This is a genomic window from Pantoea sp. GM_Pan_4 (assembly GCF_026541005.1).
In the GTDB taxonomy this organism is placed as follows: Bacteria; Pseudomonadota; Gammaproteobacteria; order Enterobacterales; family Enterobacteriaceae; genus Pantoea; species Pantoea dispersa.
The window spans coordinates 143,488-156,124 of sequence record NZ_JALNUZ010000007.1 but is presented as its reverse complement, the minus strand read 5'-3'; the positions used below and the strand labels follow the sequence as shown (position 1 = coordinate 156,124).

General features: G+C 59.9%; 12 protein-coding genes. 7 read left to right on the top strand and 5 right to left on the bottom strand.

Going from position 1 to position 12,637, the window contains the following annotated elements:
• Positions 1-31 precede the first annotated feature (31 nt).
• Entirely contained in the window at positions 32-775 is a 744-nt protein-coding gene (locus tag OXR61_RS15710) for an SDR family oxidoreductase (RefSeq protein WP_021506668.1), read from the top strand.
• Positions 776-835: 60 nt separating this feature from the next.
• On the opposite strand, the gene OXR61_RS15705 is transcribed toward OXR61_RS15710, so the two are convergent.
• Together OXR61_RS15705 and OXR61_RS15700 are read right to left on the bottom strand one after the other, a co-directional pair.
• Positions 836-2,275 (bottom strand): 6-phospho-beta-glucosidase, encoded by a 1,440-nt coding sequence (locus tag OXR61_RS15705; RefSeq protein ID WP_031279480.1) that lies wholly within the window; start codon positions 2,273-2,275, stop codon positions 836-838.
• A 124-nt stretch (positions 2,276-2,399) separates the two neighbouring features.
• The gene (locus OXR61_RS15700; protein WP_031279481.1) at positions 2,400-3,131 is read right to left on the bottom strand and encodes a MurR/RpiR family transcriptional regulator; all 732 of its coding nucleotides are present in this window, start codon (positions 3,129-3,131) and stop codon (positions 2,400-2,402) included.
• Between the two features lie 176 nt (positions 3,132-3,307).
• On the opposite strand from OXR61_RS15700, the gene OXR61_RS15695 reads away from it, so the two are divergent.
• Entirely contained in the window at positions 3,308-3,961 is a 654-nt protein-coding gene (locus tag OXR61_RS15695) for a hemolysin III family protein (RefSeq protein ID WP_021506671.1), read from the top strand.
• Between the two features lie 52 nt (positions 3,962-4,013).
• Here OXR61_RS15695 and ygfZ read toward each other — a convergent pair whose 3' ends face one another.
• Complete coding sequence (gene ygfZ / locus OXR61_RS15690; protein WP_021506672.1) at positions 4,014-4,997, bottom strand: tRNA-modifying protein YgfZ; 984 nt, start codon at positions 4,995-4,997, stop codon at positions 4,014-4,016.
• Positions 4,998-5,225: 228 nt separating this feature from the next.
• Between ygfZ and sdhE the strand changes: the two genes are divergently transcribed.
• Together sdhE and OXR61_RS15680 are read left to right on the top strand one after the other, a co-directional pair.
• Positions 5,226-5,492, top strand: a complete 267-nt coding sequence (sdhE, locus tag OXR61_RS15685; RefSeq protein WP_010616925.1) for an FAD assembly factor SdhE — start codon at positions 5,226-5,228, stop codon at positions 5,490-5,492.
• Positions 5,467-5,886 carry a protein YgfX gene (locus tag OXR61_RS15680; RefSeq protein WP_021506674.1) on the top strand — a complete coding sequence of 140 codons (420 nt, stop codon included), beginning with the start codon at positions 5,467-5,469 and terminating at the stop codon, positions 5,884-5,886. Before sdhE ends, OXR61_RS15680 begins: the two co-directional genes overlap by 26 nt.
• Here OXR61_RS15680 and fldB read toward each other — a convergent pair.
• Positions 5,883-6,401, bottom strand: coding sequence for a flavodoxin FldB (fldB, locus tag OXR61_RS15675; protein WP_021506675.1), 519 nt, complete (start codon positions 6,399-6,401; stop codon positions 5,883-5,885). The two genes, OXR61_RS15680 and fldB, sit on opposite strands and share 4 nt — an antisense overlap.
• Before the next feature lie 100 nt (positions 6,402-6,501).
• On the opposite strand from fldB, the gene xerD reads away from it, so the two are divergent.
• From xerD to recJ, 3 genes are read left to right on the top strand one after another with little or no spacing between them, the layout of a single operon-like run.
• Positions 6,502-7,395 carry a site-specific tyrosine recombinase XerD gene (gene xerD, locus OXR61_RS15670; protein WP_021506676.1) on the top strand — a complete coding sequence of 298 codons (894 nt, stop codon included), beginning with the start codon at positions 6,502-6,504 and terminating at the stop codon, positions 7,393-7,395.
• A gap of 22 nt (positions 7,396-7,417) precedes the next feature.
• Complete coding sequence (gene dsbC, locus OXR61_RS15665) at positions 7,418-8,131, top strand: bifunctional protein-disulfide isomerase/oxidoreductase DsbC (RefSeq protein ID WP_021506677.1); 714 nt, start codon at positions 7,418-7,420, stop codon at positions 8,129-8,131.
• A 9-nt stretch (positions 8,132-8,140) separates the two neighbouring features.
• The gene (gene recJ / locus OXR61_RS15660; RefSeq protein WP_021506678.1) at positions 8,141-9,868 is read left to right on the top strand and encodes a single-stranded-DNA-specific exonuclease RecJ; all 1,728 of its coding nucleotides are present in this window, start codon (positions 8,141-8,143) and stop codon (positions 9,866-9,868) included.
• Positions 9,869-9,871: 3 nt separating this feature from the next.
• Here recJ and OXR61_RS15655 read toward each other — a convergent pair whose 3' ends face one another.
• Positions 9,872-12,631: an autotransporter domain-containing protein gene (locus tag OXR61_RS15655; RefSeq protein WP_241798531.1), complete on the bottom strand. Its 2,760-nt coding sequence runs from the start codon at positions 12,629-12,631 to the stop codon at positions 9,872-9,874.
• Positions 12,632-12,637 lie beyond the last annotated feature (6 nt).

The window sequence follows — 12,637 nt, the reverse complement described above, 5'->3', positions numbered from 1 at the left end:
ATTTTTCGGCCTTTTTTTATGGGAAAAGCATATGGATCTGGCACTGGTCACCGGCGGTAGCCGCGGAATTGGACGGGCAACATCGCTGCTGCTGGCGCAGGCGGGTTATCGCGTGGCAATCAATTTCCGGCAGCGCGAAGCAGAAGCGTTGCAGGTGGTAGCAGATATCGAAGCGCAGGGCGGCAGCGCGTTTGCCTTACAGGCGGATATTGCCGATGAAGCGCAGGTGGTGCGCATGTTCCGCCAGCTGGATCAGCAGCCGGGCGCGCTGCGCGTGCTGGTGAATAACGCCGGTATTCTCTTCTCCCAGTGCCGGGTTGAGGATCTGGATGCTGCGCGCATTCAGCGCGTGCTGGCAACCAACGTCACCGGCACGTTTATCTGCTGCCGCGAAGCGGTAAAACGCATGAGCACCGCACACGGCGGCCAGGGCGGCGCCATTGTTAACGTCTCGTCAGCGGCCGCGCGTACCGGCTCGCCCAATGAGTATGTCGATTATGCGGCGTCGAAAGGCGCGATGGATACGCTGACCAGAGGATTGTCACTGGAAGTGGCGGCGCAGGGGATTCGCGTCAACAGCGTGCGGCCAGGGCTGATCTACACCGATATGCATGCCGACGGCGGCGAGCCGGGGCGCGTTGATCGTCTCGCGGCATCGCTGCCGATGCAGCGCGGCGGCCAGGCGGAGGAGATCGCTGCCGCCATCGTCTGGCTGGCCAGTGACGCCGCTTCATACGTCACCGGCAGCTTTATTGATGCATCAGGCGGCCGTTGAGCCGCACTTCACAGCCTGTCTGCGCGCGGCGCACATTTATACGTCGCGCGCTATAAGCGGTTACAGCACTTCACCATTGCTGGCAATCACCTGCTGATACCAGGCGAAACTCTTCTTCTTCGAACGGGCAAAGCTGCCGCTGCCGTCATCGTTTTTATCGACGTGGATAAAGCCGTAGCGCTTGCTGTACTGGCCGGTGGTAAAGGAGACGCAGTCGATGCAGCCCCACGGCGTATAGCCCAGCAGATCAACGCCATCCAGCGCCACCGCTTTTTTCATCTCTTCGATGTGCGCGCGCAGATAATCAATGCGGTAGTCATCTTCGATTACGCCCTCAGCATTGGCTTTATCAATGGCACCAAAGCCGTTCTCAACGATAAACAGCGGCTTCTGGTAGCGCTCATACAGCGCGTTAAGCACGTAGCGCAGGCCGACCGGATCAATCTGCCAGCCCCAGTCGGACGCTTTCACATGCGGGTTAGGCACTACGCCGTCGAAGCCGGTGATCGGGTCGTCGACGCCGCTGGCTTTGGTGTCCACCGCGTTGCTCATGTAGTAGCTAAAACCGATGTAGTCGCAGCAGCCCTGACGCAGCGTTTCGGCGTCATCGGCTTCCATCTCAATGTGATAGCCCTTGCGCGCCCACTCTTTCAGCGTATAAGCCGGGTACGCGCCGCGCATCTGCACGTCGCTGAACACGTAGCGCTGATGCATCGACTCCTGCGCGCGCATCACGTCGTCCGGATGGCAGGAGAACGGATAGACCGGCACCATGGCGATCATGCAGCCAATCTGGAAATCCGGGTTGATTTCGTGGCCGCGCTTCACCACTTTGGCACTGGCGACGAACTGGTGATGCATCACCTGATACATTGTCTGCTCCGGCTTTTCATGCTCAGTGAACACGACGCCGGAGCAGCAGTAGCCGAACAGCGGATACTGCCAGTTGCGCTGGTTATTGATTTCATTGAAGGTCATCCAGTACTTCACCTTGTGGCGATAGCGCGTCATCACCACGTCACTGAAGCGCACAAAGAAATCGACCACTTTGCGATTAGCCCAGCCGCCGTACTCTTTAACCAGATGATATGGCATCTCAAAGTGCGACAGGGTAATCACCGGTTCGATGCCATATTTCAGCAGTTCATCAAACAGGTCATCGTAAAATTGCAGGCCGGCTTCATTGGGCTGCAGTTCATCGCCGTTGGGGAAAATGCGCGTCCAGGCAATTGAGGTGCGGAAGCATTTGAAACCCATCTCAGCAAACAGCGCCACGTCCTGTTTGTAGTGTGAATAGAATTCCACCGCCTGATGGTTGGGATAGTGCTGGCCGGGCTGGACGCCGGGCGTGATGACGCGATCAACGCCGTGTGCGCCGCCGGTGAGAACATCGGCGATGCTGACGCCTTTGCCGCCCTGATCCCAGCCGCCCTCAACCTGATGGGCTGCCACCGCGCCGCCCCAGAGAAATCCGCTGGGTAACTGCAATCCTTCACTCATTTCAATACCTCGTCACGCTGTTGGCGAAAATAATACTGCCCGCAGTGTAACAACTGAAATAGCAAAGTCACGCTATAACACCGGCGCGGAAATGTGACTTGTTACCGCCGAAAAACAGGCTGTTTTATACCTGCGTGAGGCGGGAAATATAACGGCCCAGCGTCTCCAGAATATAAATCACCGGTACCTGGGTGGTAATATCGTAGCGGTCAGGCAGTTTCTCCTGCGGCACATGATAGGAGAGATTGAAATCCGCCATTTTCGCCAGCGAGCAGTTGTCGTGATTGGTGATGGAGATGATTTTACAGTGATGCAGACTGAACTGACTGGCAAAGCGCAGGATCTCTTCGGTTTCGCCAGAGACGGATAAAATAATCGCCAGCGCATTTTCCCAGGCGCTCTTACTCACCGGGTAATAAGGATCATCGATGTGATGGCTGAATTTGCCAATATTAGAAAAATAGCGCGCACCATATTTGCCAAGGCTGCCTGAAGTACCAGCACCAATAAAGAAAATGTGCTCAGCCTCAATAATCATTTGCGCCGCGGTGGCAATCTGCTGATCAAATTCTGCGTTATTGATGCTTTTAAAAAAGCTCAGCATTTCACCGACACCGGAGGGCAGCAGCACCGGCGCGCTTTCCTCCTGCGCCAGGCGAAAACGGATACGGAATTCTGACCAGCCGTCACAGTGCATTTTGCGGCAGAAGCGCAGCACCGTGGTGGTCGAGACGCCCGCCTGCGCCGCCAGTTCGCGGATGGTCATATAACTGACACTTTCCCGGTGTTTGATGATGAAGTGATAAACCTGCATCTCAAGGTCATTCAAACGGGACAGGTCGCTGTGTGAAAACATTCGGGCGGCGCTCACGGCAAAAAGAAGCCTCAGTGTAACAGATTGGTTTGCCGCTGGGTTGTCACACCTCTTCACAGAATAATTTTAGCGTACATGTGTACTCTGAAATTGTTCTTCGCTACTCTGGTGCACAGAAAAAGCACAACTTTCGTTACGATGTTCAGGAATCCGACGCCATGGTACAGAACCGACTTATTGCCCAGGGCTATTCACTGGCCGAAGAGATCGCCAACAGCATCAGCCACGGCCTGGGCTGTGTGTTTGGCATCGTGGGGCTGGTGTTGCTGTTGACCCAGGCCGTTGAAATGCAGGCGAATATCACTGCCATTACCAGCTATAGCCTGTACGGTGGCAGCATGATTCTGCTGTTCCTCGCCTCGACGCTGTATCACGCCATTCCGCATCAGCGTGCCAAATACTGGCTGAAGAAATTTGACCACTGCGCCATCTATTTGCTGATCGCCGGGACTTACACGCCGTTTCTGCTGGTCGGGCTGCAATCGCCGCTGGCGCAGGGATTGATGGTGGTGATCTGGAGTCTGGCGCTGGCGGGCATCATCTTTAAGCTGACCATTGCGCATCGCTTTAAAGTGCTGTCGCTGGTGACCTATCTCAGCATGGGCTGGCTGTCGCTGGTAGTGATTTATCAGCTGGCAACCAAACTGTCGGCCGGCGGCGTCTGGCTGTTGGCGGCGGGCGGGATTGTCTATTCACTCGGGGTAATTTTCTATGTGTCGCGCCGTATCCCGTACAATCATGCCATCTGGCACGGTTTCGTGCTGGGCGGCAGCGTGCTGCACTTTTGCGCCATCTATTTTTACGTGATGTAACAAGGCCAGGGTCGCCACTGATGGCGACCCTGCGGCATACCAGCCGTAACCGTTACTCTTCCAGCGAATAGGGCAGCGGCTGAATGGTCAGCTTCCCGCTTTCATCGCCTTCAACGCGCAGCACGCTATCCGGCTCCAGATCGTTGTTCAGCACCGCCTGCACCCACACGCTGCCATCATCCAGCTGTACGCCGCTCAGCACCGTGCCGGTGCGACGCCATTTGTCGCCCATCTGCAACTCCAGCGAACTGGCTGCGTCCGGTACTTTGCTGGCGCTGCCCGCCAGCCAGTAGAGCGCACGTTTATTGGCGCCGCGGAATTTGGCGCGCGCCACCATCTCCTGGCCGGTATAACAGCCTTTTTTAAAGCTGATGGCATCCAGCGCCTGCAGGTTGGTGGCTTGCGGAATCAGCTGCGCCGTGGTGGCGCTGTCGATCACCGGCACGCCCGCCGCAATATCCAGCGCCAGCCACTGCGTGCTGTCATTCAGCTGCGCTTCCCCGGCCAGCTTCTGCTGCAGCGCTTCGGCCTGCGCCGGCGTGGTGATCAGCAGAAAACGCTCGGCTGGCTCGGCGAACCACAGCAGGGTGGTGTCATCCTGCTGTACCACTGGGGTTGTGGCATCCGGCAGCGTGGCGAAAACGTTAGCCAGCGCGGCGCGCGCCTGAAAACCGGCAACGCCGAGCAGGACTGCGTCATCATCGGCCGCAATGGTCACTTTGGCGAACACCGCATACTTCTTCAGTTCGGTCACCTGCTGCTCGCGCAGATTGCGCCGCACAACATAGGCATAACCTTCTCCACGATGGAACAGACGCAGATTGCTCCACATTTTGCCTTTGGCATCACAGTGCGCTGCCGGGCGATGCTGCGCTGCGTCCAGCGCCGCCACGTCCAGCGTCAGCTGACCCTGCAGATAAGAGGTGCTATCTTTGCCCTGCACCGATACCAGCGCCCACTCGTCGAGCGACATTAGCGTTAAAGGCAGGCGCGACGCCGCAGCGGGCTGGCGAGGCGGAAGGGTGAAAATCGGCATGAGTCCGTCCTGATCAATAAGGTTTATCCAGTAATATGCTTACCAATGTTAAAAGAGCAGTGCGCCATTGCAACCTGTTTGCGGAATCTGGCGCACAAATCGCGTGATAACCCTGTAACCGGTGGCATTGCTGTGCGTCATCGCGCGCAGCGTCCGGTTGCACGCCTGCAGCGCGGCGAAAAAGCAGGTACACTGAGCGCCACTGTTATCAGCTGTGGAAGAAGACACATGGATATTCATGACAAAGCGCGCGTCCAGTGGGCATGCCGTCGCGGCATGCTGGAGCTGGATGTCTCGATCATGCCGTTCTTTAAATATGAGTATGATTCGCTGAGCGACAGCGACAAGCAGGTGTTTGTCGCGCTGCTGAAGAGCGACGATCCGGACCTGTTTAACTGGATGATGAACCACGGCGAACCGGCCGATCCCGAGTTCAAACGCATGGTGAAACTGATTCAGCAGCGCAACCGTGAACGCGGGCCGGTGGCAATGTGATCTGCGCGCGTCACGCAGCGCGCGGGCGCTGAATGTGACGCTGTTCGGGCTGGGTGGCGCGCTGTTGCTGAGCTGCCGCTGGCCGGCGGGCTGGGGCTGGGTTCAGGTCGCGGTAGTGATCCTGCTGACACTGCAGTACTGGCGTAACGCGCGTCGCCTGCAGCAGCGCTGCGGAGCGCTCATGCTGGATGACAAGGGTGACTGGTACTGGCGCGGTGAGCGCTGGCAGGCGCAACGGCAGCCGGACTGGCTACCGTGGGGCGTGTTGCTGGTGCTGCGTAACCGTCGCGGGCAGCGCTGGCGGCTGTGGCTGCTGCACGACAGCATGCCGCCCGACGCGTGGCGCGCGTTACGCGCCCGCTGTTTTTTGCTGGATGGCGCGACGCCGCATTAGAGCAGCGCGGCGGTTTCGGTCAGAATCTGTTCACACCACTGCTCGACGCGCGCTTCGCTCAGCTCAAACTGATTAACGTCGTCGAGCGCCAGACCGACAAACTGCTGACCATCGGCGGTCAGCGGTTTTTTACTGGTGAACTGGTAGCCGTCGAGCGGCCAGTAACCGACAAACTGCACGCCCATCGGCAGCAGCAGTTCGTGCAGCATACCCAGCGCATCAAGGAACCATTCGCTGTACTCGACCTGGTCGCCCATGCCGTACAGCGCCACAATTTTGCCCTGCAGGTTGAGCGCCGGCAGCTGTTGCCACACCGCTTCCCAGTCCTCCTGCAGTTCGCCGAAATCCCAGGTCGGAATACCGAGAATCAGTAAATCGTACTGCTCCATCAGCGACGGATCGTCATCTTTCAGGTTATGCAGTGTGACTAATTCTTCACCGATAAAGTCGCGGATTTTCTCCGCCGTCATCTCGGTGTAACAGGTACTGGAACCGTAAAACAGACCGATATTCATGCAATTAATGCTCTGACTGAAACTCACTCTGGCGCAATTGTACCAGAAGCAGGCCAGTTTCAGGCATAATGAGCACGATTTCACACGGCGAGGGGCAACAGTGCAGGACAGCGATCTGATAGAACAGTTTCTCGACGCGCTCTGGATTGAGCGCAACCTGGCGCAGAACACGCTGGCGTCCTATCGTCAGGATTTGCAGACGCTGACTGCCTGGCTGCACCACCATGAGCGCACGCTGCTGACGCTGGAAGTCGCTGATTTACAGCAGTTTCTGGCTGAGCGGATTGAGGGCGGTTACAAAGCCACCAGCTCAGCGCGTACCCTGAGCGCAATGCGCCGTCTGTTTCAGTATCTGTACCGCGAAAAGCTGCGCAGTGACGATCCCAGCGCGCTGTTATCAGCGCCGAAATTGCCGCAGCGCCTGCCAAAAGACCTGTCAGAAAATCAGGTCGAGCGCCTGTTACAGGCGCCGGCAACGGACATACCGCTCGAACTGCGTGACAAAGCGATGCTGGAGCTGCTCTACGCTACCGGGCTGCGCGTCTCTGAGCTGGTCGGTCTGACGTTGAGTGATGTCAGCCTGCGTCAGGGCGTGGTGCGCGTCATCGGTAAAGGCAATAAAGAGCGGCTGGTGCCATTAGGTGAAGAAGCAATTTACTGGCTGGAGCACTATATGGAACACGGGCGGCCGTGGCTGCTGAACGGGCAGACCATTGATGTGCTGTTCCCCAGCAACCGCGCGCAGCAGATGACACGCCAGACCTTCTGGCATCGCATCAAACACTATGCCACCCTTGCCGGCATCGACAGCGAAAAGCTGTCACCGCACGTGCTGCGCCACGCATTTGCCACACATTTACTGAACCATGGTGCCGATTTACGCGTCGTACAGATGTTGCTGGGGCACAGCGACCTGTCGACCACCCAGATTTACACGCACGTGGCGACTGAGCGCCTGCGTCAGTTACATCAACAGCATCATCCGCGCGCCTGAGCAGCGGCAACAAGGATTTGAGATGAAAAAAACCGTTACGACGCTGGCTCTGCTGGTCAGCGCCTTTTCTGCGCTGGCCCATGCCGATGACAGCGCGATTCAGCAATCACTGAAAAAACTGGGTATGCAGCAGGCGGAAATTCAGCCGTCGCCGCTACCGGGTATCAAAACGGTGATGACCGAAAGCGGCGTGCTGTACGTCACCGAAGACGGCAAGCACATGATTCAGGGCCCGCTGTACGATGTCAGCGGCGCGCAGCCGGTGAATGTCACCAATCAGCTGCTGGAGAAAAAAGTCGCCGCGCTGGCACCGGAAATGATTGTCTACAAAGCGCCGAAAGAGCAGCACGTGATCACCGTGTTCACTGACATCACCTGCGGCTACTGCCGCAAGTTGCACGAACAGATGGCTGACTACAACGCGCTGGGCATCACCGTGCGCTATCTGGCGTTCCCGCGTGAAGGCCTGCACGGCCAGGTGGAGAAAGCCATGACCGCCATCTGGTGCAGTGCCGATCGCAACAAGGCGTTTGATGCCGCAATGAAAGGCGATGCACCGCAAATGGATGCGCCGGCGAGCTGCAAAATCAATCTCGACCAGCACTACAAGCTGGGCATTCTGTTTGGTATTCAGGGCACGCCCGCCATCCTCACCGACAGCGGCATGATGATCCCTGGCTACCAGGGACCGCAGGAGCTGAAGCAGGTGCTGGACGGCCAGAAGCGTGGTGGTTAAGACACAGTGATGCACTCTGTAGAATTGCGTCGGCGTGAAGCCCAGGCCGACGCGCAGTTACCCGATGATTTACCGCCGCTGCTGCGTCGTCTCTACCTGCAGCGCGGTGTCAAAGACGCCGCCGAACTGGAACGCGGCGCGAAATTCCTGCTGCCGTGGCAAAGCCTTGGCGGCATTGAGCGCGCTGTGACGCTGCTGCACCAGATGCTGCAGCAGCAACGCCGTATCGTGGTGGTAGGTGATTTCGATGCCGATGGTGCCACCAGCACTGCGCTCACCGTGCTGGCGCTGCGCAGCATGGGCGGCAACGTCGATTATCTGGTGCCGAACCGCTTTGAGGACGGCTATGGCCTGAGCCCGGAAGTGGTGGAGCAGGCGCGCGCGCGTGGCGCGGAGCTGATCCTCACCGTGGATAACGGCATTTCGTCGCACGCGGGCGTCGATACCGCACACCAGCACGGGATTCCGGTACTGATCACCGATCACCACCTGCCGGGCGAAACGCTGCCGGCGGCAGAAGCCATCGTTAACCCTAACCTGAGCGACAGCGCATTCCCGTCGCGTTCGCTGGCAGGCGTGGGCGTGGCGTTTTATCTGATGCTGGCGCTGCGTGCCCATCTGCGTCAGCAGAACTGGTTCAGCGACGGGCGCAGTGAACCCAATCTGGCCGAACTGCTGGATCTGGTGGCGCTAGGTACCGTGGCCGACGTGGTGCCGCTGGATGCCAACAACCGCATTCTGGTGTGGCAGGGGCTGAGCCGCATCCGCGCCGGTAAATGCCGTGCCGGCATCCGCGCGCTGCTGGAGATTGCTAACCGCGATGCGCGTCAGCTGGCGGCCAGCGACCTCGGTTTTGCCGTCGGGCCACGCCTCAATGCTGCCGGCCGGCTGGACGACATGTCGGTTGGCGTTGCGCTGCTGCTGACGGAAGATATTGCCCAGGCGCGCATGCTGGCCAGCGAACTTGATGCGCTTAATCAGACGCGTAAAGAGATTGAGCAGGGTATGAAGAGCGAAGCGCTGGCACTGTGCGATGAGCTGGAGCGCCAGCATCGCGATCTGCCGCTCGGGCTGGCGTTTTATCACCCGGAGTGGCATCAGGGCGTGGTTGGCATCCTCGCGTCACGCCTGAAAGAGCGCTTCCACCGTCCGGTCATCGCCTTCGCGCCCGCCGGTGACGGCACGCTGAAGGGCTCTGGCCGTTCGATTGCCGGGCTGCACCTGCGCGACGCGCTGGAACGTATCGACACGCTCTATCCTGGGCTGATCATCAAATTTGGCGGGCACGCCATGGCGGCGGGGCTGTCGCTGGAAGAGGCGAAGTACGATGAGTTCCGCCAGCGCTTTGCCGCGCTGATCGACGAATGGCTGGAAGGCGAGGCGCTGCAGGGCGTGATGTGGTCCGATGGCGAACTGCATGCGCAGGAGTTTACCCTGCACACCGCGGAAATGCTGCGGGAAGCCGGCCCCTGGGGCCAGGCGTTTCCGGAGCCGGTGTTCGACGGTCAGTTTAAGCTGTTGCAGCAGCGTCTGGTGGGCGAGCGTCACCTTAAGGTGATGGTCGAGCCGCTGGGCGGCGGCCCGTTACTGGATGGTATCGCTTTTAACGTCGACACCAGCCTGTGGCCAGACAGCAGCGTGCGTCAGGTGCAGCTGGCCTACAAGCTGGATATCAACGAATACCGCGGCAACCGCTCGGTACAGCTGATCATCGACCATATCTGGCCGCAGTCGTAACCTTTAGAACGTGACGTCGACACCGCCGCGCAGCACCTTCTCATCGCCGCGATCGGCCACGTGGCGGTCGGCACGCAGGAACAGCCGCGCGCGTGCCGACTGCACCAGATCAACCCGCGCACCAAACCACTGCGAGCGGCGATCGAGCTGCATACCCGGGATGGTGAAGCTCTGCTGACCACTGCCGAAGCCGCTCCAGCGCGCGCTGACGTCCATCGACGGATTGCTGAACGCGTACTGGTATTCGCCGTACAGGCTCAGCATGCTCCACCAGCCCGCCGACCAGTCCTGGCGCGCGCTGAGATTCAGGCCACCGTAACCGACGCTGCGGCGATAGCTGTCGCCGTCGCCCTGCAGACCAAACGCGCTGCCGCTGTCGCTGAAGCTGCCGGTTTGCAGGCCGGTTTCACGCCAGCCGAGATAGGGCTCAATGCGATAATCCTCCTGTAGCGTCCAGCGATAGCCGCTCTGTAACGCTGCCTGCCAGCTGTCAGTGCGGGCGGAAGAGGAGACCGGTGCAGCTTCATCCAGCAGCACCAGGCGCTGCAGTTTGTCGCGTCCATGCTGATAGCTGAGATTGCCCTGCCAGTACCAGGCTGGCGTCACCGCATAGCGCCCATACAGCATTACGCCCTGCAGGCTGTTCTGGCTGTTGCCGCCGGTGTCGTCATAGGTGGCATCAAGCTGAGTGTGCGTCCAGGCGATGCCGAGGCGCAGGCCGGGCAGGCCAAAATCGCTGTCGGCACCCAGCGCGGTCAGGGTATTGCGATAGCGGTTGCCGAGATAGCCATCCTGATCGAGCGAACCGCGCAGCTGACCGCTCTCCAGCCAGAAGCCGAAGCGCCCCTGTTCGCTGGCATCATCGATGCGGTTGTTGAGCAGGCGCGTCTGATAATCAAGCGCGTTGAACAGCACCGCATTGCCGGAGGCATGCGCCTGGCCGGACAGGGAGTTGATCGCCGCCTGTGCGCTGCGGGTGTCCGCCAGCGTCTGGAAGGCGCCTGCGGCCGCCAGCGCTGACTGCTGCGCACTGCTCAGCGTCGCCTGACCCTGCCAGCGGTCCGCCAGCTCAAACGCCTGCTCCAGGTTGCGGCTGGTTTGCTGCGCGCTGGTGCTATCGATTCCCATCGCCTGTGCCGCCGCGGCGGTGTTTTTACGCGTTAGCTGGCCGGTAACGCTGTGGGCGTCATAGCTGACGGAACCGTCGAGAAATACGCCGGTATTGACCTGGCTAAACTGACCGCTCACGCCGCCGCCGCTGGTCAGCAACGTTTCCTGCTGTTTCACCACGTAGCTGGCGGAGGGCGGCGCCAGGTTTAGCGTGCCGTCAAGCGCCGCGTTGCCGGTCACGCGCAGCGGATTGTTCAGCGTGACGTTGAGCGTACCGTCGGCGCTTTGCTGATAGTTGCCCGCCACCTGCAGGCCGCCGTTAACCGATCCCTGGTTGACCAGATTGCCGCCGATGCGTCCGCTGCCACCCAGTTTGCCGCTGCCGTTCACCAGCGCGTTGCCGGCAATCGCACCGTCAATCAGCAGGCTATTGGCGGAGACCTGCGTCAGGCCCTGATAGCTGTTGTTGCCGGTCAGCTGCAGCGTACCGCCGCGTTCGCTGCCGTCCAGCACCAGCCCGCGATCGCCGCTGATGTCATTGCTGAACGCATACTGGCCGCCGTCGAGGCGCGCACTGAAGTCCTCTGCCCAGAATTGTCCCGGCCCGTTTAAGGCTTTGGCGGCGTTAAGATCGCCCCAGCCGAACGTCTCATTGTATGGCCGCCCGTTCGCGCTGTCGGCGACGTTATCGTGCGCATCACTGCGGTAGGTGGCGGTGGTCAGCAGGGTTTGCTGCAGGTTATGGCCGCTCATCCACGGGAAACGCTGCAGCAGCTGCGAGGCCGCAGCCGTCACGCGCGGTGCGGCAAACGAGGTGCCGTAGCTGCGCGCCTGCACCCAGCTGCCGTCGGAGTTTTGATACAGGTAATCGGTATAGCCCGGCGCGGTCAGGCACCACGCGGCGGCCGCGCCGCAGGCGTCAAACGGTCCGGTGCCGGCTGCGCGGCCTGGCAGGTCATAACCGGTATGACTCAGGATACCGGTCACCGCCAGCAGATTACGCGCCAGCTGCGGGTCGTTATACATCAGCGGTGTCAGCACGTCCGGTGCCGGCGTGGCGCCGCTGTTGTTGCCGGTGATCATCACCGCCAGCCCATCTGCCGCAGCCACCGCGTTGAGCCCCTGATACAGCGACTGATAGCGCTGGCGCGCATCGGTTAACGCCTGCTGGCTGGTGAGGCGCTCCTGCGAACCGTAGGACATATTGAAGATGCGTACGCCCTGTGCCACTAAGCCCTGCACGGCGCGCGCAGTATTGTCGTAGCTGAAAATATTATTTTGTGACGCCTGCGCCACATACAGCGCGCTGTCAGGCGACAGCCCCAGCAGCGTCATCGCCACCAGCGTGCCGTGCCCGTTGATCCCCATGTTGTCATTCAGCGCGGTGTTGCTGTCGACATAACTAGAGAAATTCACGTTGGCGTAATTAATTCCGCTGCGGCCCGGGGCCAGACCAGAGTCAATGATGCCCACTTTATTGCTGGCGGCCGTAGCCGGCACCGCAGGTTCAACGACCGGCGTGACCGGGGTCAGGGTGCTGCCGCCGCCGCTACCACCGCCGCCGCCGCCGCCACCACAGGCGCTCAGCAGAAACGGGATGATCAGCGCCAGCAGGCGCGGTGAGGATCGAAAAGTAACAACAGGATAATGCATGGCAAC